Annotated in this window: 25 protein-coding genes; 11 read left to right on the plus strand and 14 right to left on the minus strand. The window is 59.8% G+C overall.

Annotated elements, in window-relative coordinates; all coding sequences use genetic code 11:
- Positions 1–10: 10 nt before the first annotated feature.
- The 3 genes from hpaD to ACR0EZ_RS04250 form a co-directional block, all read right to left on the minus strand.
- Positions 11–865 (minus strand): 3,4-dihydroxyphenylacetate 2,3-dioxygenase, encoded by an 855-nt coding sequence (gene hpaD / locus ACR0EZ_RS04240; protein WP_480611311.1) that lies wholly within the window; start codon positions 863–865, stop codon positions 11–13.
- A gap of 83 nt (positions 866–948) precedes the next feature.
- Complete coding sequence (gene hpaE / locus ACR0EZ_RS04245) at positions 949–2,457, minus strand: 5-carboxymethyl-2-hydroxymuconate semialdehyde dehydrogenase (protein ID WP_480611314.1); 1,509 nt, start codon at positions 2,455–2,457, stop codon at positions 949–951.
- A 3-nt stretch (positions 2,458–2,460) separates the two neighbouring features.
- Complete coding sequence (locus ACR0EZ_RS04250) at positions 2,461–2,856, minus strand: 5-carboxymethyl-2-hydroxymuconate Delta-isomerase (RefSeq protein WP_480611316.1); 396 nt, start codon at positions 2,854–2,856, stop codon at positions 2,461–2,463.
- Between the two features lie 106 nt (positions 2,857–2,962).
- Here ACR0EZ_RS04250 and hpaR point away from each other — a divergent pair, with 106 nt between their 5' ends.
- Positions 2,963–3,403, plus strand: a complete 441-nt coding sequence (gene hpaR, locus ACR0EZ_RS04255; RefSeq protein WP_480611319.1) for a homoprotocatechuate degradation operon regulator HpaR — start codon at positions 2,963–2,965, stop codon at positions 3,401–3,403.
- Positions 3,404–3,455: 52 nt separating this feature from the next.
- Here hpaR and ACR0EZ_RS04260 read toward each other — a convergent pair whose 3' ends face one another.
- From ACR0EZ_RS04260 to ACR0EZ_RS04270, 3 genes are all read right to left on the minus strand, one after another.
- On the minus strand, positions 3,456–3,896 hold the full coding sequence (locus tag ACR0EZ_RS04260; protein ID WP_480611321.1) for a GNAT family N-acetyltransferase: 441 nt from the start codon (positions 3,894–3,896) through the stop codon (positions 3,456–3,458).
- A gap of 87 nt (positions 3,897–3,983) precedes the next feature.
- Positions 3,984–5,336, minus strand: coding sequence for an aminotransferase class III-fold pyridoxal phosphate-dependent enzyme (locus tag ACR0EZ_RS04265; RefSeq protein ID WP_480611323.1), 1,353 nt, complete (start codon positions 5,334–5,336; stop codon positions 3,984–3,986).
- A 36-nt stretch (positions 5,337–5,372) separates the two neighbouring features.
- On the minus strand, positions 5,373–6,152 hold the full coding sequence (locus ACR0EZ_RS04270) for an IclR family transcriptional regulator (protein WP_480611326.1): 780 nt from the start codon (positions 6,150–6,152) through the stop codon (positions 5,373–5,375).
- Between the two features lie 109 nt (positions 6,153–6,261).
- Between ACR0EZ_RS04270 and ACR0EZ_RS04275 the strand changes: the two genes are divergently transcribed.
- Genes ACR0EZ_RS04275 through ACR0EZ_RS04295 form a run of 5 tightly spaced genes read left to right on the plus strand, consistent with a single transcriptional unit; the run spans position 6,262 to position 12,087 of the window.
- Positions 6,262–7,191 (plus strand): tripartite tricarboxylate transporter substrate binding protein, encoded by a 930-nt coding sequence (locus ACR0EZ_RS04275; protein WP_480611328.1) that lies wholly within the window; start codon positions 6,262–6,264, stop codon positions 7,189–7,191.
- Between the two features lie 58 nt (positions 7,192–7,249).
- Complete coding sequence (locus tag ACR0EZ_RS04280; protein ID WP_480611330.1) at positions 7,250–7,786, plus strand: tripartite tricarboxylate transporter TctB family protein; 537 nt, start codon at positions 7,250–7,252, stop codon at positions 7,784–7,786.
- A 10-nt stretch (positions 7,787–7,796) separates the two neighbouring features.
- A complete protein-coding gene (locus ACR0EZ_RS04285) occupies positions 7,797–9,329 on the plus strand; it encodes a tripartite tricarboxylate transporter permease (protein WP_480611332.1) in 1,533 nt (510 codons plus the stop codon).
- Positions 9,330–9,336: 7 nt separating this feature from the next.
- A complete protein-coding gene (locus ACR0EZ_RS04290; RefSeq protein WP_480611334.1) occupies positions 9,337–10,821 on the plus strand; it encodes an aldehyde dehydrogenase family protein in 1,485 nt (494 codons plus the stop codon).
- Positions 10,822–10,845: 24 nt separating this feature from the next.
- Positions 10,846–12,087 (plus strand): Tm-1-like ATP-binding domain-containing protein, encoded by a 1,242-nt coding sequence (locus ACR0EZ_RS04295; protein WP_480611336.1) that lies wholly within the window; start codon positions 10,846–10,848, stop codon positions 12,085–12,087.
- 6 nt (positions 12,088–12,093) lie between these two features.
- Here ACR0EZ_RS04295 and ACR0EZ_RS04300 read toward each other — a convergent pair whose 3' ends face one another.
- From ACR0EZ_RS04300 to ACR0EZ_RS04330, 7 genes are all read right to left on the minus strand, one after another.
- Positions 12,094–12,426 (minus strand): MerR family transcriptional regulator, encoded by a 333-nt coding sequence (locus tag ACR0EZ_RS04300; protein ID WP_480611338.1) that lies wholly within the window; start codon positions 12,424–12,426, stop codon positions 12,094–12,096.
- 153 nt (positions 12,427–12,579) lie between these two features.
- Positions 12,580–13,635, minus strand: coding sequence for a 2Fe-2S iron-sulfur cluster-binding protein (locus tag ACR0EZ_RS04305; protein ID WP_480611340.1), 1,056 nt, complete (start codon positions 13,633–13,635; stop codon positions 12,580–12,582).
- A gap of 1 nt (position 13,636) precedes the next feature.
- The gene (locus ACR0EZ_RS04310) at positions 13,637–13,867 is read right to left on the minus strand and encodes a hypothetical protein (RefSeq protein ID WP_480611341.1); all 231 of its coding nucleotides are present in this window, start codon (positions 13,865–13,867) and stop codon (positions 13,637–13,639) included.
- A gap of 7 nt (positions 13,868–13,874) precedes the next feature.
- Complete coding sequence (locus ACR0EZ_RS04315; RefSeq protein ID WP_480611343.1) at positions 13,875–14,360, minus strand: hypothetical protein; 486 nt, start codon at positions 14,358–14,360, stop codon at positions 13,875–13,877.
- Positions 14,361–14,452: 92 nt separating this feature from the next.
- Positions 14,453–15,619 carry an aromatic ring-hydroxylating oxygenase subunit alpha gene (locus ACR0EZ_RS04320; protein WP_480611344.1) on the minus strand — a complete coding sequence of 389 codons (1,167 nt, stop codon included), beginning with the start codon at positions 15,617–15,619 and terminating at the stop codon, positions 14,453–14,455.
- A gap of 11 nt (positions 15,620–15,630) precedes the next feature.
- Entirely contained in the window at positions 15,631–15,894 is a 264-nt protein-coding gene (locus tag ACR0EZ_RS04325; RefSeq protein WP_480611346.1) for a hypothetical protein, read from the minus strand.
- Positions 15,891–16,481: a TetR/AcrR family transcriptional regulator gene (locus tag ACR0EZ_RS04330; RefSeq protein ID WP_480611348.1), complete on the minus strand. Its 591-nt coding sequence runs from the start codon at positions 16,479–16,481 to the stop codon at positions 15,891–15,893. Before ACR0EZ_RS04330 ends, ACR0EZ_RS04325 begins: the two co-directional genes overlap by 4 nt.
- A 22-nt stretch (positions 16,482–16,503) precedes the next feature.
- On the opposite strand from ACR0EZ_RS04330, the gene ACR0EZ_RS04335 reads away from it, so the two are divergent.
- The 4 genes from ACR0EZ_RS04335 (at position 16,504) to ACR0EZ_RS04350 (ending at position 18,781) form a co-directional block, all read left to right on the plus strand.
- Positions 16,504–16,641: a hypothetical protein gene (locus ACR0EZ_RS04335; RefSeq protein ID WP_480611350.1), complete on the plus strand. Its 138-nt coding sequence runs from the start codon at positions 16,504–16,506 to the stop codon at positions 16,639–16,641.
- Between the two features lie 85 nt (positions 16,642–16,726).
- Positions 16,727–17,011 carry a hypothetical protein gene (locus tag ACR0EZ_RS04340; RefSeq protein WP_480611352.1) on the plus strand — a complete coding sequence of 95 codons (285 nt, stop codon included), beginning with the start codon at positions 16,727–16,729 and terminating at the stop codon, positions 17,009–17,011.
- Positions 16,989–18,179: an acetyl-CoA C-acyltransferase gene (locus ACR0EZ_RS04345; RefSeq protein WP_480611354.1), complete on the plus strand. Its 1,191-nt coding sequence runs from the start codon at positions 16,989–16,991 to the stop codon at positions 18,177–18,179. The genes ACR0EZ_RS04340 and ACR0EZ_RS04345 overlap by 23 nt, the downstream gene beginning before the upstream one ends.
- A 119-nt stretch (positions 18,180–18,298) precedes the next feature.
- Complete coding sequence (locus ACR0EZ_RS04350) at positions 18,299–18,781, plus strand: thioesterase family protein (protein WP_480611355.1); 483 nt, start codon at positions 18,299–18,301, stop codon at positions 18,779–18,781.
- Positions 18,782–18,783: 2 nt separating this feature from the next.
- Here ACR0EZ_RS04350 and ACR0EZ_RS04355 read toward each other — a convergent pair whose 3' ends face one another.
- Positions 18,784–19,458 (minus strand): GntR family transcriptional regulator, encoded by a 675-nt coding sequence (locus tag ACR0EZ_RS04355; protein WP_480611357.1) that lies wholly within the window; start codon positions 19,456–19,458, stop codon positions 18,784–18,786.
- Between the two features lie 270 nt (positions 19,459–19,728).
- On the opposite strand from ACR0EZ_RS04355, the gene ACR0EZ_RS04360 reads away from it, so the two are divergent.
- Entirely contained in the window at positions 19,729–20,343 is a 615-nt protein-coding gene (locus tag ACR0EZ_RS04360) for an aldehyde dehydrogenase family protein (RefSeq protein WP_480611359.1), read from the plus strand.
- Positions 20,344–20,381: the final 38 nt, after the last annotated feature.

Below are 20,381 nucleotides of genomic sequence, written 5' to 3' on the forward strand. Positions count from 1 at the left end.
GTCAGACCGTTCAGGTGACCGGGAAGATAACATTCGTTTGCCCGGTTCCCGATGACGGGAAATACTCGGTGACGACCTCGCATTTCGCGTCGTACGAGTCCCAACCCAGCGCGCCATACAGCATTGCTGTGTCATGCATCGACCCTTCGCCACAGCAGAAATTCGCGTATTCGCCAAGCATTTTCAGGAATGTCGCGTGATCTCCGGCCTGCCACATGTCCAGAACGTGACGGTCAACCTGGCGATTGAATTCCGAACTGATGGTGAATGTACCATTATTTGCGGCATAATCCTTGTTTGGCCAGATTTTATGGCTGAGCGAACCTGACGCCACCAGCAGCACTTTTTTGTCGCTGGCCTCGACCGCCTCGCGGATCGCCTCGCCGACCAGGCGGCTTTCGTCATGGCTGTGGACCGTGCACCAGGCGGCAATCGAGACCACCTTGAAATCGGCCTCGCGGCTCATGAAACGCATCGGCACAAGGGTTCCGTATTCCAGTCCCAGACTGTCCACCTGATGGCTGAGCGTATGCACGCCTTTCTTTTCGGCAATCTCGGCGATCGCATCGCCAAGGGCAGCGTCGCCGTCATATTCATAGGGCAGATCCTTGATGAATTGCGGGAATTCATTCGAGGTGAACATGCCTTCGAAATGATGGTTGGCGTTGATGTGAAAGCCAGCATTGACGACCCAATGCGTGTCGCAGATCACTACCGTATCCGCGCCCAGTTCCTTTGCGCGCCGCGCGATTTCCCGGTGCCCGTCAATCGCGTTTTGACGGGCGCCTTTGACAGGGCCTTCCTGCTCGGACATGAGCATGGTCGGCACATGGGTCATTTTGGCAGCGAGAACGATTTCTCCCATTGTCTCCTCCTGGAGGTTGAGGTAAGCGCGCGTTTCCAGGTTCGGTTGTGCCGGCCCCGTGTCAGGGCCGGCGATGCAGAGGGTTACTTGCCCAGTTGCATGATCTTGTGCTTACCGGTGGCAAAGCCGATATGCTTTTGCTCCATGTAGAACTCGAAGGACCAGTCGCCGCCGTCGCGGCCGATGCCGGATGCCTTGACGCCACCGAAGGGTGTCGGCAGGTGGCGAACGTTTTCCGAGTTCACCCAGATCATCCCGGCTTCGAGCTTGTCGGTAAAGCGCAGGGCGCGGGTCAGGTCGTTGGTCCAGACATAGCCGGTCAAGCCGTAAGGCGTGTCATTCGCGATTTCCAGCGCCTCTTCCTCGGTCGAGAAGGGGATGGCGGTCAGAACCGGGCCAAAGATTTCTTCACGGGCGATGCGCATCTGGTTGTTGGCATTTGTGAATAGGGTCGGGCGGACGAAATAGCCCTCGTCGCCAACTTTCACACCGCCGGCGGCCACGGTCGCGCCGTCCTCTTTGGCGATATCGAAATAGCTGGTAACCTTGTTGTAATGTTCTTCGGTGACCAGCGGGCCGATCTCGGTCGCGGGGTCCAGCGGGTGGCCGACCTTGATGTTGTTCACACGCTCGATCAGTCTGGCTTCGAACTCGTCCTTGATCGTGTCCTGGATCAGCAGGCGCGAGGATGAGGTGCAGCGTTCGCCGTTGACCGAATAGATCATGAAGATGACCGCATCCAGCGCGCGATCCAGATCGGCATCTTCAAAGACGGTGACTGGGTTCTTGCCGCCCAGTTCCAGATGCATCCGCTTGAGCGTATCGGCACCCTGTTTGGTGATGATGGCGCCAGTTCGGCTTTCGCCGACAAAGGCGATGGCCTTGATCAGGGGGTGTTCTGTCAGCGCTTTGCCCGCGTCGGGGCCAAAGCCGTTGACAGTGTTCAGCACGCCCTTGGGCAGACCGGCCTCTTCCGCGATCTCGACCAGCAGGCGGGCCGAGAGGGGGCTGTCTTCGGCCGGTTTGTGAACCACGGTGCAGCCTGCGGCCAGCGCCGGGGCAATCTTCCAGGTCGACAGCATGAACGGCGTGTTCCAGGGGGTGATCACGCCCACCGGGCCGATCGGAACACGGGTGGTGACGTTCATCAGTGTCGGCGATTTCAGGTGCTGGCCGTCGCGGGCCTGGACCACCTGATCGGCAAAAAAGCGGAAGTTCTCGGCCCCGCGCAGCGCCGCCTTGGACATGAAGCGCATGGTCTGGCCGGTGTCCCAGCATTCGCACAGCGCGATTTCATCCGCGCGGGCTTCGATGGCGTCGGCCACGTTCAGCAGGATGCGGCGACGCTCGGTCGCGGGCTTGTCGCGCCATTCGAGATAGGCGGAGTGGGCTGCCTTGGCGGCGGCGTCAACGTCGTCGGCGGTGCCGTGCGCCACGTCGCAGATCACCGATTTGTCGACCGGCGAGGTGGACTGGAAAACACCCGCGCCGCCGTCGCGGTCTTCGCCCGCGATGCGGTTCTTGATGCCGGTTTCTTTGAAACGGGCCAGAAATCCAGTCAGTTTTTCTATATTTGTGTCCAGAGCGCTCATGCGTCAGGCCTCCTGCGTGGTCGCCAAGTGATCCCGGATATTTCCAATCTTGGGTGAAAGGTCCGGGTCGATATCGCGCATCTCAAGTGAGAGCGCGATAGAATGGTGTGAGAAGGCCGGGGCCAGATACGCCTTGACCGCATCAAAGATGCGCGCGGTGGCGTCCTTTTTGACACCGTCGGGCCGCCCGCCGCGCAGGCGGATCGAGATGTCGATGAACCCATGCTCGGTGTCACCATCGGCGATGGCATAATAATCGACCCGCGTGGCCCGGACACGGATGCCCGGCATGGGAAAGGTGTCGATCCCCGCCGCCGTTGCTCGGATGCATTCGCACAAGCCACCCATGTCGACCGTGTCTTCCAGATTACCGGAGTAATCGACGTGAAAATGTGGCATGTTTCCTCCTTTTGGTAGTTAACATGTTTATCATTATGTTGGACACCGGTCAATAGCTTGCTTTGTTAACCTTTGCAATTCTTACAGCGACGTTCTATGAGGCAGCATGAGCATAAAAACCTATAAACAAGCCACATCCCGTTCTCTTCCGATTGCGTTGTTGCGCGCGCGTGAGACGGTGATGGCGCCGATCCGCGATATGTTGCAGGACATCAATCTGACCGAACAGAAGTGGCGCATCCTGCGCGTTTTGGATGAGCTGGGTGAAGTTGAACAAACCACCATCGCCAAGGAAGCTTGCCTGTTGTTGCCCAGCCTGACACGCATCTTGCGAACAATGCATGCCGAGGGCCAGATCACCCGCCGGCCGGACAACCGGGACAGGCGCCGGACCATGGTGAAGATTACCGACGATGGGCGATGCATTCTGGCCAACAACCTTGCAACATCGCAAGCAATCGTCGACAGCATCGAGGCACAGATGGGCCGTGAAAAACTGGATAACCTACTGGAATTGCTGGAAGAACTGCAGGGCGTTCGGGTCTGACACTTCCCCTAGCCGCGCATCTGCGCGGCGGAACCGGGGTGGCGGGTAACGCTTATGGCGCGGAGGCCAGAAGACTCAGTCTGGGGCCGACCCGCTCGAACTCTTCCCGCAGAAAGAACTGCAGGCTGCGCGCCCAGTCCGGCTGGGGTGGAGCGTCAACCTCAAGCCGTGGCCAATCTCGCGTTCTCGCAAGGTGTTTTGCGGCTTCGACCAGATGACGGGCAACGCCGCCTGAGCGATATTCGCGCCGCACAAACAACTCGGAAATCTCACCGAACCTGCCGCCCGCATAGATCGCGGCGCGTTCGTTCAGCAGGATGACGCCAGCCGGGATGTCGTCGACCACCGCCAGACAACCGAACACGCTGTCCAGACGCAGAACCCGATCCGCAATGGTTGCCATTTCAGCCCTGTCCGGGCCCTGACCGGAGGTCAGTTCGTTCAGCAGCAGGAACACCAACCCGGCGACGGATTCGGCGTCGGCAGGCGTCACGGGCGATATCTGAACGGGATGCAAAGCGTGGGCTCAAAGGGGTGCCGGTGGACTGGCCGCGCTGGATCTGCGCGGCCAGAGAGGGGCTTAGAGGCTGGCCAGACCGGTATCCAGCGCCGACAGGATCTTGGCCACATCGTCCGATGTGATGACCAGCGGCGGCGACAGGATGATGTTGTTGCCCGACACGCGGACCATAACGCCATCCTCATAAGCGGTCTTCTGGACCTGCAGCGGCAGGTGCTTGGCAATCGGCGCCTTGGTGGTGCGGTCCGAGACCAGTTCCAGCGCACACATCAGGCCTTCGCCCCCGCGCACATCCCCGATCACGTTGTGTTTTTCGGCCAGTTTTTTCAGACCGGCAAACAGCTCATCCCCGCGTGCGGCGGCGTTTTCACAGACGTTCAGGCGTTTGATTTCCGACAAAGCAGCCAGTGCTGCCGCAGCCCCGACGGGGTGGCCGGAATAGGTATAGCCCTGATCGACCGAAGCCTTGCCAGTGGTGTCGCTTTCGAACACTTCGGCCACCGCGCCTGAGATCATGGCCGCGCCAAACGGGAAGTAGCCGTTGGTGATGGCCTTGGCCGTGGTCATGATGTCGGGCTGCACGCCCCAATGGCGCGATCCGCTTTCGCTGCCGGTGCGGCCAAAGGCGGTGATGATCTCGTCCGAGATCAGCAGCACGCCATGTTTCGAGCAGACCTCGCGCACCATCGGCATGAAGGATTTATGCGGCGGGATCACGCCGCCTGCGCCCAGAACCGGCTCCATGATAAAGGCTGCCACGGTGTTGGCGCCCTGGAAGGCAATCTCGGCTTCCAACGCCTTGACGCAGAGCTGCGCCAGACGCTCGGGGTCGGTTTCGTCAAACGGGTTGCGATAGGTCCAGGGGGCGGGGATGTGGAAACAGCCCGGCAGCATCGGCTCGTACGCCGCACGGAATTTCTGGTTGCCGTTGACCGAGGCGGCGGCGAAATGGGTGCCGTGATAGCCCTGTTTCAGGCTGATGAACTTGGTACGGCCCGCCTCGCCACGCACTTTGTGATACTGGCGCGCCATTTTCAGCGCGATTTCTACCGAGTCCGAACCGCCCGAAGTATAAAACGCGCGGGTCAGCCCGTCGGGGGCAAAGAACTCGGCCAACTCATAGGACAGCTCGATCGCCTTGTCGTTGCTGGTGCCGCGGAAGGTCGAATAATAGGGTAGGGCGTTCAGCTGGTCGGTGATCGCCTGTTTCACCGGGTCGCAGGAATAGCCTAGGTTCACGTTCCACAAACCACCCACGGCATCGATGGCTTTGTGACCGTCGATATCGACGATGCTGACCCCTTCGCCACCGGTCAGGATGGTGGGCGGGTTCTTCTGGCTGTCGGCGGGATGCGCCATCGGATGCCAGAAGTAGCGGGCATTGTTTTCTTTCAGAAAGTTGGAGTCTTTCATATCGCGTGTCTCCGCAGTTTGTTTCCACCCATTCGGTTAGGGCAAGAACTCGGTTGGAAAGCTCTCGGGTGTCTGGCCGCCGAAATTTGCGGTAAGGTTCCGCGAGAGTGTGTGCAGTACTTTTAGAATCAGAGGTAACCGCGCGGCGGTGGCGCGAATCTCGGGCACAGCGACGGAAATGGTCCCGACGGCGAATTGATCGATGCCGAAGATGGGTGCGGCAAAGCCGGAAACGCCATCTTCATAGCTGCCATTGCTGTTGGCCCAACCGGCCTGCTTAATCTGTGCGACACGGGCGCGAATCATTTCCGGGTCGGTGAGCGTGGTTTTTGTAAAACGTTTTTGGGTTTCATCGTCCAGTCGTTTCAAGAGAAAATCTGGACCGAAGCTCAGCATACACAGGCCAGAAGCAGTGGCATTTACCGGAATGATTTCGCTTGGATCGAGGCTTACGCGCACGCTATGCTTTGTTGTTTCGACAACCAGCGCCGTCTGAAGGACGTTTTTTTCCAGCAAAGTCATGTGCAAGCTTTCGCCGACTTCCTGCATCGCGGCGCGCATGTGTATGCGGGCACTTTCCAGCCCGGGCATTGCGATCTCACGCAGCGCAGCCAGCCGTAACGCAGCGGGTCCGATCATGTAGGATTTGGACATCTGATCCTGTTCTATCAGGCCAAATTCCTCCAGAGCGCGCAGATGCCTTAGGGCGGTAGCCTTGTTGGTGCCGGAAAGCCGCGCGAACTGACTCAGTCCGATCTCTGGTCGTGAGTTGGAAAAGTATTCCAGCATTTTCAGAGCGTTGAGCGCGGTTCCCATTGTTATGCCCTCCTCCGGTGCACCATATACTTGACAGATAGAATTTAACAAAGCAAGATAAATATCGCTAACACGGTTCATTTAATGAACCAAACACTGGGAGGTGTAAATGAAGAAGTTTCTTGCGGCCGCTTTGGTGGCAGCCTCTGCGACAGCAGCACTGGCCGAATATCCCGAAAAGCCTGTTTCCTTTGTGGTTCCATGGCCTCCGGGTGATCTGGAGGATGTTCTAACCCGCATGATCGCCGATGAGTTCCAGGCGATGTACGGCGTTCCAGCCGCCGTCGTGAACAAACCCGGCGGTGGCGGTGGTCCGTTCCCTGGCGCGGTGGAAGTCGCGACTGCCCCGGCAGATGGATACACAATCGGCTCATTTGTCATTGGTGTTCCTGTAATCGGTCCGGAAATCGGGATTCCCGAACTCAACCCAAATCCCTTTGATCCAATTGGCATCTTTCTGACCTATCCGTTTGTGATAGCAGCCAGCAAAGACGCGCCGTTCTCGAACTGGGACGAACTTGTCGAGCATGGCAAAGAAAACGATGTGGCCCTTGGACATTTCGGTTCTGTTTTGCCACCCACTCAAGTGACCTTTGCGGCGGCCGTCAGCAGCGGATTCGATTTTGCCAGTGAAGCCGCTTTTGATGCGCTGGATTGCAACACGCTGGCCTCGGGTGACGTGGATGTGATCAACACGACGCTGCAGCTCGTGCTGCCGTGTCTCGATCAGGTGAATGTTCTGGCCAGCATCGGGGGCGACCGAATTTCGCTGGTTCCGGAAACACCCACTGTCGTCGAACTAAATCCGGACCTGCCATTGGCCCTTTGGAATGGACTGTTCGTCCATAAAGACACACCCGCCGATGCGCGCGAGAAAATATCTGCTGCTGCGCAAAAGGCGCTTCAGTCAGATAAGGCGAAAGAGCTGGCAGCGGAAACCGGAGCGCTGATCTATTGGCAAGATCCGGATGCATCCAATGCGCAGATAGAACAGGACAAAGCTTCTTTCGCAAAAATTGAAGAAATCCTGGGTGAGTAAGCGCCATACAGGGGCGCGGGAACCACTTTCCGCGCCTTTTTCATGGGAGGAGGCCACGATGATTGCCAAGACACTTCAGGACATGTTCAAAAGATACCGCCGACCGGGCGATGTCGTTTTTGCCGTTTTGTTTCTGGCTTTTGCGGTGTTCCTCCTGTCCCAGCTTGGTGAGCAGACCAAAGTCGTCAAACGCACCAAATGGTTTGCGCAGCCGGGCCTGTGGCCGACGATTGCGGTTTGGTGTATGGTTGTATTCGGTTTTCTGCATTGGCTCAGTTCGGCCATGTCCGACCGGATCAGTGGCCGCTGGGCCGAGGTCGGGTTCTGGGTCCGGTCATTTGAGTATGTTGCCTATTTCCTGATCTACGTCCTACTGGTGCCGCAGCTTGGCTATTTGTCTTCCACGATGCTGTTCGCGGTCTTCCTGACCCTGCGCGCTGGCTTCCGAGGATCGGGCGCCGTCGGTGTTGCTGCCCTGTTCGGTTTTGTCGTCACCATCGTTTTCCGCGCCTTCCTGCAGGTGAAAATCCCTGCCGGGGCTGTCTACGAATACCTTCCTGATTCCGTACGCGCCTTTGCGCTGACCTATCTGTAAGGGGGCCACCATGGAAACGCTTCTGTCCGGTGTTTCGATCCTGTTGCAATGGCAGGTGATCGTCGCCCTGCTGATCGGTTCGATCGGTGGTGTCATCATTGGCGCGCTGCCCGGCGTTGGCGCGGCTGTCGCCATCGCCATCCTGTTGCCCGCCACCTTTGCGTTCGAGCCCATAGTGGGCCTGACCTTGCTGTTGGGCATCTATGGCTCGTCGATGTATGGCGGCGCCATCCCGGCCATTCTGATCAACACGCCCGGCACCGCGGTCAACGCGCTGACCACCTATGACGGCTACCCGATGACGAAACGCGGGCAGGGGCATCGCGCGCTGGCGCTGGCCTATTCGGCTTCGTTCTTTGGCGGTGTCTTCGCGATCATCTGCCTGATGGTGCTGTCGCCGGTGCTGGCCCTTGTTGCTCCGCATTTCGGTAGCCGCGAGATTTTCCTGGCAGCCCTGCTGGGCATCGTTCTGGTCGTACTGGCGCATCGGGGGCAGATCTTTGCCGCCGGGATGCTGGCCGCTTTCGGTATCTTCCTGAACACGATCGGGCTTGAGCCGGTCAAATACACCAAGCGCTTCACCTTTGACCAAAGCTGGCTGTCCTCGGGCGTCGACCTGATCGTGGTCGTCCTGGGCCTCTTTGCGATCAGCCAGTCCTTCCTGCTGCTTCTGGAAAAGAACCACGCCCCGGGCGATACCCATGTCAGCGGCAACATGTTTGCCGGCCTCAAGGAATTGCTGGGCATCAAACGCATCGCCACGGTGTCCTCGAGCATCGGCGTTTTCATGGGCATGGTGCCGGGCACGGGCGAATTCACCTCGCAGTTCCTGTCCTACACCTATGCCCAGAAGACCTCGAAAGAGCCCGAGAAATTCGGCGACGGCTCGCCCGAGGGTCTGGTGGCGTCCGAAGCAGCGAATAACGCCGTGCCCGGCGCGGCGATGATCCCGCTGCTGGCATTGGGTATTCCGGGCGAGGCGCTGACGGCGATGATGCTGTCGGTGTTCTATGTCCACAACGTGATCCCCGGCCCGCAACTGTTCGAAAACCAAATGGATTTCGTCATGGCGCTCTATATGGCGCTGATCCTGCTGAACGTGATCGTTCTGGTGTTCCTGCTGTTCTCGACCAACCTGCTGCTCAAGATCATCCAGATCCCGACCCGGTTCCTTGGCGTGATGATCCTGATCCTGGCCTTTGTGGGGGTCTATTCCCTGCGCAACTCGATCACCGACTGCGCTATTGCCGTAGGGTTCGGGGTGTTCGGCCTGATCCTCAAACGGTTGGACCTGCCGATTGTGCCGATCATCCTGGGCATGGTTCTGGGCGGCATCATGGAGACCAAGCTGCGCAGCGCCATGGCGCGCGTGAAAACGCCGCTGGATTTCATCGACCGACCGATTGCGGCTATCCTGTTTGGCCTGATCGTGCTGATCCTGATCCTGCATTGCCGCACGCTGTTTTTCGAGTTCAAGAACAAACTCAAACCGGAACCCAGCATGCCTGCGGTGGATTCCGACCATCCAAATCAGCAAGGATAAGGGACCCATGGATCAACTGGCCATCGACGCTTTGCGCAATCAACCCGTATCTGCCCGCGCCCATCTGATCGACGGGCGATGGGAGGCATCGGCCGATGGCGCGCAACTGGATGTCATCTCGCCCATCGATGGTGGGGTGCTGACCCGGATCGCCGCCGGAACGCCCGAGGATATGGAGCGCGCCATCGCCGCCGCCCGCGCGGCATTCGAGGACGGGCGCTGGTCGCGTCAGGCCCCGGCAGCGCGCAAGAAGGTTCTGATCAAGCTGGCCGAACTGATCGAAAAACATGCGCTGGAACTGGCGGTTCTGGGCGTGCGCGACAACGGCACCGAGATCAACATGGCCATGAAGGCCGAGCCGATGTCGGCGGCAGGAACCTTCCGCTATTACGGCGAGGCGATTGACAAGGTCTATGGCCAGATCGCGCCCACGGCGGAAAACGTTCTGGGCCTTGTGCATCACGCGCCGGTCGGCGTGGTGGGGGCCATTGTGCCGTGGAACATGCCGATGATGATCGGGGCGTGGAAAATCGCGCCCGCGCTGGCGGCGGGGAACTCGGTGGTTCTGAAACCGGCGGAATCGGCCTCACTATCGCTGCTGCGGCTGGCCGAGCTGGCGCTGGAGGCCGGTGTACCCGACGGCGTGCTGAACGTCGTGACCGGCAAGGGCAGCGTGGTGGGTGAGGCGCTGGCGCTGTCGATGGATGTGGACATCATGGTGTTCACCGGGTCGGGCGCGACGGGGCGGCGGCTTTTGGAATATTCCGCGCGGTCGAACCTGAAACGCTGCTATCTGGAACTGGGCGGCAAGTCGCCCAACATCGTGTTCAACGACGCCCCCGATCTGGCACAGTCGGCCAAGGTCTCGGCGGGTGGTATCTTCCGCAATTCGGGCCAGATCTGCATCGCCGGTTCGCGCCTGCTGGTGCAAGAGGATATCCACGAGGATTTCGTGGCCGAGATTGTGAAACAGGCCGAAGCGTACTGCGTCGGCAATCCGCTGGACCTGACCAGCCAGATCGGCGCGGTGCATTCGCTGCCCGAGCTGGAAAGCAATTTGGATTTCGTCACCAAGGCCGAGGCCGAAGGCGCCGAGCGGCGCACCGGCGGCGACCGCGTCCTGTCTGAGACCGGTGGCTATTACATGGCCCCCACCGTGATGAATGACGTCAAACCCACCGACAACCTGTTCCGCAACGAGGTGTTCGGCCCGGTTCTGGCCGTCACCCCGTTTAAGGACGAGGAAGAGGCCCTGCGTCTGGCCAATGACAGCGTCTATGGTCTGGCCGCGGCGGTGTGGACCGCGAACCTCAGCCGCGCGCACCGGATGGTGGCGGGCCTTCGCGCCGGGGTGGTGCATGTCAACACCTATGGCGGGGCGGATGGCACCGTGCCTTTGGGCGGGGTCAAGCAATCGGGCAACGGGCACGACAAGTCGCTGCATGCGATGGAGAAATATTTCGATCTGAAAACAGCGTGGATTCAGCTGTAAAAGGATCACGAGGGAGGAGACACAATGGGCGACAAGAGAATTCTGCTGATCGGCACCTATGACACCAAAGACCCCGAGATGCGCTATATCGAAGAGTGCATCATCGCGCAGGGGGGCAAGGTGCTGACCATGGATGTCTCGGTTCTGGGCGATCCTGCCCGGCCCACCGACATCTCGAAACATGACGTGGCCGCTGCGGGCGGCATGACCATCGACGAGGTGATCGCCCAGGGGGATGAAAACAAGGCGTTCCGCGTGATGTCGCGCGGGGCGGCCTCGGTCGTGGCGCAGGCCTATGCCGAGGGCCGGTTCGACGCGCTGCTGGCCACCGGCGGCACCATGGGCACCGATCTGGCGCTGGACTGCGCGCAGGCGTTGCCGTTGGGGGTGCCGAAATACATCGTCTCGACGGTCAGCTTTTCACCGCTGATCCCGCCGCACCGTCTGGCCCCGGACATTCAGATGATCCTGTGGGCCGGGGGGCTTTATGGCATGAACTCGGTCTGCCGCTCATCGCTGAGCCAGGCGGCCGGTGCGGTTCTGGGCGCGGCGCGCGCGGTCGATGCGCCCCGGCGCGACCGGCCGATGATCGGGATGACCTCGCTGGGCTCGTCCTGCCTGCGTTATATGAAAACGCTGAAACCGGCACTGGAAGAGCGCGGCTATGAGGTGGCGGTGTTCCATTCGACCGGCATGGGCGGCATGGCGTTCGAGAAACTGGCGGGCGAGGGCGCGTTCTGCTGCGTGATGGATTTCTGCATGCAGGAGTTTGCAAATATGCTGGCCGGTTCGCTGGTGTCGTCCGGGCAGGACCGGCTGACCAATGCCGGGCGCGCGGGCGTGCCCCAACTGGTCGCGCCCGGGGCGCTGGACCTGCTGGATTTCGCGGGCTGGCAGGACGTACCCGCGCAATACATCGACCGCCCCTTCCACGAACACAATCGCCTGATCAAAAGTGCGGTGTTCAACGCCGAAGAACGCCGGGCGGCCATTGGCGAAATGGCGAGCCGGCTGAAAACGGCAACCGGGCCGGTGCACTTCTTCCTGCCCACCGGGGGCATCGAGGAATGGGACCGCGAAGGGCAAGAGGCGCATGACCCGGAAGGTCTGGCCGCAACGGTTGACGCCGCGCACGAGATCATACCGACCGTTTCTCCGATGACCGTGGTCGACGCCCATATCAACGACGCCGAATTCAGCGAGGCCGTGCTGAAGGTTTTCGACGATTGGGTGGCAGAGGGGGTCGTTACGGGTGGTTCAGGCTGAGTGCCGTCATCCCGGCCCGGCACCTGCCGCAGTGTCTGAAACGGGCGCGCCCAGCTCCTCCTGAATGCGTTCACGCGTGTTAAGAAGGAAGGCGAGTGTGCGTTCGGTCTGACGGATTTTGGTCTCGATCACGTTCATTGCGATTCCGGGCGTGTGGGTGCCATCAAACGCGTCGCACATGGATCTGAGTTCACCCACTGACAGACCCGCTTCGCGTGCCTGAACAAAAAAATCCTGTTCAAGCAACAGATGTTCCGGATAGTCGCGATAGGTGTTTTTCTTTTCTTGCCCGGGAAGCGACTTGATCAGGCCAGCCCGTTCAAAAAAATCGTATCGCATCGCGGGTATACCCGGTACTGTTTGAAAGTTCGCCGGTTCTTGGTCATACGGATTGTATTGCTCATGGTGTGTCCATGTAGTTTTGCTCCCTAAATGGTTCCCATTCCAGCCCCAGCCGGCAAATAGGACAGAAAATCGCGCTCGCGCAGCCGGTTAAGGAAACGCAACTTTCAGTTCATCGGTCCGGGCCACGCTCTGACAGGTCAGAATCTCTCCGTTCGCGACCTGCTGATCATCCAGCGCCATTTGCGCCCGCATGTGCACGCTCCCTTCCTTCAACCGCGCACGGCAGCTACCGCAAACGCCTGACTGGCAACTGTAATCCGGGTGCAGCCCGGCAGCGAGGGCAGCTTCGAGCACGGTCTGACCGGCGGCGATGTCGACGGAATGGGTTTTGCCATCCAGCGTGACCGAGGCCGTAGCCGCGATACCTTCGACGCTGTTGTCCTGCTCGACCGCGCCGCCGAAGGTTTCATAGTGAATACGGTCCGAAGGCACGTCCATGCCCTGCAAGGCAGTCCGCACGGCCATGTTCATCCCGCCGGGGCCGCAGATCCAATAGTGCACATCCTGCGCAACCGGCGGGGTTTCCGCGATCGCTGCGGCAATCGCTTCGGCATCCACGCGCCCGGACCGCCAGGGGGAAAACCAGCTCCACATCGATGGCGAGGACAGCACATGCCGCACCGTGAACCGATCCGGATGTGCGGCGACCAGCGCGTCCAGTTCATCCTTGAAGATGATGCTGTCCGCGCTTTTGTTGGCATATATCAGATGCGCCACGGAATGCGGCTCGTGTGCCAGCACCGTATTGATCATCGAGAACAGCGGTGTGATGCCGCTACCGCCGCCCAGAAAATAATGCGTGCGCCGTTTCAGCGCGCCCGGCTGCAATGCGAAATGACCGGACGGGGGGTTGGCCTCGACCCGGTCACCGGGTTTCAGATCGTCGCCGATATGGTTCGAGATCACGCCGTCCCTGACCCGTTTTACCGTGATCCGCATCGGCGCGTCCGGTGGGTTGGAAATGGTGTAACAGCGGCGGTGTTCCTGCCCGTCGAAAAAGAACCGCAGGGGCAGATGTTGCCCGGCCTGCCACTGGAACTGGTTCTCGTGCCCGGCGGGTTTGTCAAATGTGACCGTCATGGCGGTCCCGTCGATTTCCCGGCGCAGGTCGGCAACGGTCAGAGTGAAGAATTCATGCGTCATATCAGTTTCCTAAAATCACCAGAGGCAGCACAGTCCACAGGCCCGCGAGTATGGCCAGAATGGCACCCCAGACCCAGGCCGGGGGCATGTAGCCGGTCATCCACGTCACCGCGTAGTCACTGCAGAACCACGCAAGCAACCATGCGCCCCACAGGCCCCAGCCGGCACCGGAGATGACAAGCCAGGCAAAGCTGCCCAGAAAAAACAGGTTTGTCAGCAAAAACAGAAACATGGGACACTCATCGATAGTCGAATTCGGTGGTCAGCGACCGAATGACCGGGCGGTTCAGCTGGGTCACGATTTCGAACGTGTCGGTTTGTTTCATGCTGCCGCTGAAATTGTCCCAGACATAATCGACACGGGTAATGGCGGTGACTGTCGTCGCCTCCTCGCCCGGTTTCACAGTGATCTCGGGCTTGGATCTTGCGGTTTCGGTGTAGCCTTTCATGGCCTCGCGCACCTGCGGATCCTCGGTCCAGTCCGGCAGGTTTGCCCAATCGGCCGCGCGGTAGCTGAAATCCCAGTCCGGCTGGCCCAGGCCGATGCGGACCTTGATTTTATGTTCGGCTTCCGGATGCCAGCTTTTCCATGTGGATGCCATATCCTCGACCGAGGCGGCTGCCAGAACGCGGTTGGCCAGGTCTTCGGGGCTATCAGATGGCGCGGCGATGGCCAGCGTGGCGGCCAGTACGATGCCGATGGCTGTTGCGGCGATGGGCTTCATTAGAGTTCTCCGATATGTTGATACGCAGCGTGGCAGGTCTGGCGGTATAGCAGGGGCAAGGCCCCGGTTATCCGCCAGACGCGCAACGCGGCTTAGGTGTCTGCGGCTTTCTGCGCGTCCATAAAGTTCAGAACCGCCTTCTGGTGGTTGGTGATCGGGCTTTCGCCTTTGGCGGCGGGGCCGATTTCCAGATACGGGCTGTCCAGCGATTTCTGCTGCTGTTCGCAGGCATAGATATCTTCTTTGGTGAAATCGCCCGATGCCATGGGATCGTCTTCGTCCGTGGCATCGTCGCCTTCGTATTTCGCACCGCCGAGGGTCTTCCAGAAGCCCCAGCTGTTCCACTGCTGTTTCTGGAATTCCCATTCCGAGACATTGGCAAGTTTGGTGCGGTTTTCGATCCGCGTCAGGTTCGGGGCCAGCGGGGTGATGATGAACAGGTTCCAGCTGTCTTCGCTGGCGCCCAGCCCGATGCCGGGGAACAGCATGGGCACCCAGGCGCCGTCATGCGGTTCGGGGATGACGCGGGGGCTGGGAAGGTTCTTTTCCAGATTTTTGGCGTAATCCGGTGCTGGGGGCTCCCAGAAATGGTAGTGCGGGCCTTTCCAGCCATACTCTGCCTTGCCGTGGTCATACATGTGCAGCGTGTTGGAGTGCAGATGGCTCAGGTGATAGACGTCGATGTAGTTTTCGACGACGATCTTCCAGTTCGCCCTGATCTCGTAGGAATTGCGCGCATCCGCGTATTCAACCAGTTCCTCGGGCTTGTGCGGGCCCAGATGCGGATCGACCTCGCCAAACCATGCCGCAAGCGAGGGCGCATCGGGTTCGGGATGGACAAACAGCATGCCGCGCCAGATATCGACGCTGGCCGGTTTCAGACCCAGACAGGTCTTGTCGACGCCATTGGGGTACTCGGTGGCTTCATCGGGCACCGAAATCAGGTTGCCCTCAAGGTCATAGGTCCAGTCGTGATAGGGGCAGGTCAGCGCCTTTTGGGTCTTGCCGACCGCGCGGATCAGCTGGGTGCCGCGATGGCGGCAGATATTGTGAAACGCGCGCAGGCGCCGGTCGCGGCCCATGACGATGAACAGATTGTTCAGCCCGGCCTGAACCGAGATATAGTGACCCGGTTCGGGCACATCCTCGGCCAGCCCTGCAAAGCGCCAGGTGCGCGAGAATATTAGTTTCTGTTCGCGATCAAACCAGTCTTGCGATGTATACGCCTCGACCGGCAGGTTATGGTACATTCGAGTCATGCTCTGTCTCCTCAGACAAGCCAGGTTGCGAATTGGGGGAAAATGCTGACGGCGATCATGCTGACGCCGAACACCGCCCAGAGAAGGGCCACCAGCCAGAACAGGATCGGGTCCTCGGCTCGTTCGATTTCAGCCACCAGAAACACGCGTCCGGACTGCATGGATGGTACGATCCACCACAGAAACACCATGCCCCAGATCCAGTACAGCCCCAGGACCGAGGCCATGAGCAGTACGGGAAAGGCAATGTAATTGATGGTGCGGGCCCGGGTCATTCGGTGGTCTCCAAAGTGCTGACCAGCAAGGTGGCCGAAAGTTTCAGTTCAGCGTGCCAGCTGGCTGGCGGGGAAAGTTGCGATATGGCATCAAGCCCCTGAAACGACGCCGAAATACCCTGGGCAACGGCGCGGACCCGGTTCGGGTCGGCCCGGGGTGACAGACGTTGCAGCGTGGCCTGCAAAACGCCGACAAACCGCGACAGGCTGGACAGCAGATTTGCTGTCAGGCCGGGGTAATCGCTGGCCGATGCGGACAAAGCCTGCCAGGCCAGCATCAGTCGCGAGTCGACCTTTTGATCCTTGTCGAACAGGATATCGATAAGCTCGCCTGTCGTTTCCGTGTTTGACAGGACCAGCTCAAGCTGCGCGGTCAGGGCGTCGAAGAACCCGGCCACATGACCGTTCAGGGCGGTTATCATCTGGTCGCGATTGCCCAGATAGTTCCGCAGCAAAGGCCGTTTGACCCCTGCTTCGGCAGCAATCCGTTCCTGCGTCGCGCCCTCTAATCCGTAGCGGGCGACGCAGGTCATGTAGGCTTCCAGAATCTCTTCGGTGCGTTGTCTTTTGAGGCTCGGGCGCGACATCACGTTTCCATTGTTGTCAATAATGACAAATAACCAGTCTGCGTATATTGTCAATAATGAAAAACAACTTTTTTTGCCGATTGCCCGATTGATGATTGCATCAGAAAAAACAGGGCGAAACAGCCATTTACGTTGTGGCGCGCCTGTTGAAGCGTTATGAATTATAATGCTTGATCACCGCCACAGGGATGGGTTTTGACCCCGGTATTCAGGCGACAAGCAGGAACACAGCACAGGAGCCGGTTATGATTGACGACCCCGTTCTTGCCTCAAAGGACGTGATGCTGCGCCACGTCAGTGCATTGAACTCACGAGACCTCGCCGCGATCGCCGAGACGCTTCGATTTCCGCACTTCCGACTGTCGGGCGAGAACGTGAAAACCTGGAAAACGCCAGACAGCTATCTCAGTGATTTTCATGCGAGCGTATGTCTGACCAGCGTCGCGCCGAACCAGTCGCGCCGGGACCCAGCTCTGCACGGCCGCCAAAAGGGGATACAGAGCAAAGATGCTGAACGCCTATATCTATGACGGTATCCGCAGCCCGTTCGGGCGTCACAGCGGAGCGCTGGCATCGATCCGCCCGGACGATCTGGCGGCGCAGGTGATTGAGGCCCTGATGGCGCGCAGTCCGTTCGACGCCGAAAACATTGAGGACGTGGTACTGGGCAATGTCTGCCAGTCCGGCGAAGACAGCCGCAACGTGGCCCGCTACGCGGCGTTGCTGGCGAGGCTTCCGGTCTCGGTCGCAGGCCAGACCGTCAACCGCCTGTGCGGTTCGAGCATGGCGGCGGCACTGGACGCGGCGCGGTCCGTGACGGTGGGTGAAGCGCCTTTGTACATCGCAGGCGGGGTGGAAAGCATGACCCGCGCGCCCTTTATCGTCGGCAAATCGGAAATCCCGTTTGCGCGCAATGCGCAGATCTTCGACAGTTCCATCGGGGCGCGCTTCCCCAACCCGCGCATTGCCGAGACACATGGCGAGTTTCCGATGCCGCAAACCGCCGACGCTCTGGCCCGGGACTATGAGATCACGCGCGAGGCTTCGGATCAGTTCGCATTTGCCTCGCAACAGCGCTACGAGGCCGCGCGCGCGCGGGGTTTCTTTGACGCCGAAATTACGCCGATCACCTTCGCGGGGCGCAAGGGCGCATCCCATACGGTCACGGCAGATGAACATCCCCGTCCAGATGTCCGGCTGGACAAGATGGCGGCATTGCGGACCCTTTTCCCCGAAGGTGTCACCACTGCCGCAAACGCGTCGGGGGTGAATGACGGGGCGGCGATGCTGATGATCGGCACCGGAATGGATCGGGCTGCCCCTCGTGCCCGGATCGTGTCCGGCGCAGTTGCAGGCGTGCCGCCCCGCATTATGGGAATTGGCCCCGCCTATGCAGTGCCCAAGGCGCTGGAACGCGCCGGGTTGTCGATGGCGGATATGGACCTGATTGAAATCAATGAGGCCTTTGCCGCGCAGGTGCTGGCCTGCTGCAAACATCTGGAGCTTGACCCCAATGATAGCCGGATCAACCCCAATGGGGGTGCCATCGCCCTGGGCCATCCGCTGGGCGCATCCGGCGCACGGATCATATTGACGGCCCTGCGCCATCTTGAGAAAACCAACGGGCGGTATGCCTGCCTGTCGATGTGTATCGGTGTCGGGCAAGGGATCGCCATGATCATGGAGCGTGTGAAATGAATGGAATCGCGCCCGTCAAACGCGTCCGCCGCATTGATCCGGATGCTCAAAGGTTGGAACTTCGGTAAGTAACTGGTGCGGGTACGATCGCCGCGCCAGCCGAACAAGGGGAACTCAAAATGCGCGGCAAGACGGTCGCAATGGCCCGCGAGGTTTCAAAAGATTGGATCGACTATAACGGACATATGGGCGATTGGGCGTATATCTATGCCTTTGGCGAAGCGATCGACAAGGATATGGAGAGCTTTGGGCTGGATCACCCGTATCGCGAACGGACTGGGTGCACCATGTATACGATGTCATCCCTGATCCAATACCGGCGTGAGATCAAGCTGGGCGATCCGATCACGATCACCAGCTACTTCGCTGATCTGGACCGCAAGCGTGTGCATTTCGGGCTCGAGATGTTCGACGCGCAGGACCAGCTTGTCGCAATGTACGAGGCACTGGTGATGCATGTCCGGCAAACCCCCGACAGCGTTACCGCCGCTGATTTCCCCGAGGACATGTTTTCCGAACTCGAGGCGCGCTTTGCTCGCGACCAGACCCTGCCCAAACCGGCACTGCTGGGTGCCGGGGTCGGCATCCGGCGCAAGGACTGAACCTATTCGGGCGCGGCTTCGGCACAAAAGCTGTCGACGGTGACGGCCAAATACTCGGCAATCAGCCGTGCCGCCTCGGCACCGTCGTTTTTGCGGCAGGCGGCCAGTATGTCCCGATGGCTGTCCAGCGTATCCTTCATCCCGCCGTGCGGCAGGGCAAAGACTGCGCGGGTATAGCGTTCGGCGGTGTAGCGCAGGGTCATCAGCTTTTCATGCAACCGGACCCGCCCTGAGACGGAATAGATGATCTCGTGAAACCTGCGGTCACAGGCGATGAAGGCAAGGATATCGTTTGCAGAGATCGCCGCCTCCATCTCGGTCAGGCAGCGGGCCAGTTCATTGCACTGGGCCGGCGTCATGTTTTCGGCCCCCAGCCGGTGGGCCAACTGTTCGAGCCCGACACGGGCCAGGTAAATCTCTTCGTATTCCTCGGCAGACAGCTCGGTCACGCGCGCGCCGCGATAGGCGTCGCGTTGCAGCAGCCCCTCGGCGGCAAGCTGCTCGAACGCCTCGCGCACCGGGGTCATGCTGACCCCCATGCCTTCGCTGACGTCCTTGAGGTTCAGTTTCTGCCCGGGTCCCAGATCGCCTGATGCAATCTGTTCGCGCAGCCGATTGGTGACTTCCAGCTTGGCGGTGGTGCGTTTGATCTGTCCTGATTTCATGGTGCCTGTCATTTTTCGTCCGGGGCGTCGCCAGTCAACGGGTCTCATGGCATGTGTCAATTGACGGGGATAAAAGGGTTTTTTTTGTCACGGAGATGCATTGGAGTGGGTTTCGGATCACTCTATGGTTATAAAATATAATATCAAAAACCAAGATGGAACAACACATTAGGATGCATCTCAGCCAAGCACTGTCCAACTATCCGAATTCCGGACTTTTTATTGGAGGCCAAACCGTTGCAGCGACCGATACCAACGTCTTGAAGCTTTGAATCCGGCAAAATGGCCAAGCCTTGGGGCCTTTCTGATCGCCACGCGGGCCGATCTGGATACCGCGCTAAAGAGTGCGGAACAGGCTTCGCGTCCTGGAGCGCACCGCCCCCCAACAAGCGCAGCCATTTTCAGTCGAAAACCGCCGATCTGCCGGCCGCGCTGGTGACGCTGGATTTTGGCAAGCCATTGCGCGAATCCCTGGCCGAGGCGGAACTGTTGGTCGAGATGTTCCGCTGGGCGGCCGGCGAGGCGCAGCGCCTGTACGGGCTACAGATCCCCTCGCGGCAGCGCAATAGCTGGCATCTGACCTATCTCGAACCCGTCAGGCCTGTGGCCGCGTTTTCATCCTGGAACCTACCGCTGAACACTCCGGCACGCAAACTGTCGGGCACGCTGGCCGCCGGGTGCAGCGTGAACCTTAGATCCGCCGAGGAAACGCCCTCGGGCCCGGTCGAAACGGCCCGCATTCTGGTCGAAGCTGATGTGCCGCCTGAGGCGTTTTCAATTGTGTTTGGCGATCCGCAGTTGAATTCCGATACGCTGCTGCAATCGCCCGTCATTCAGGCCGTGTCGTTCACCGGCTCTACCGGGATCGAGCGTCAATTGTCGGCGCGGAGTAAATGAAGCCGTATGTGCCGGCCTGGCATGACCGCTTTGCCAAC

This window comes from Ruegeria sp. AK4 (genome assembly GCF_056541025.1).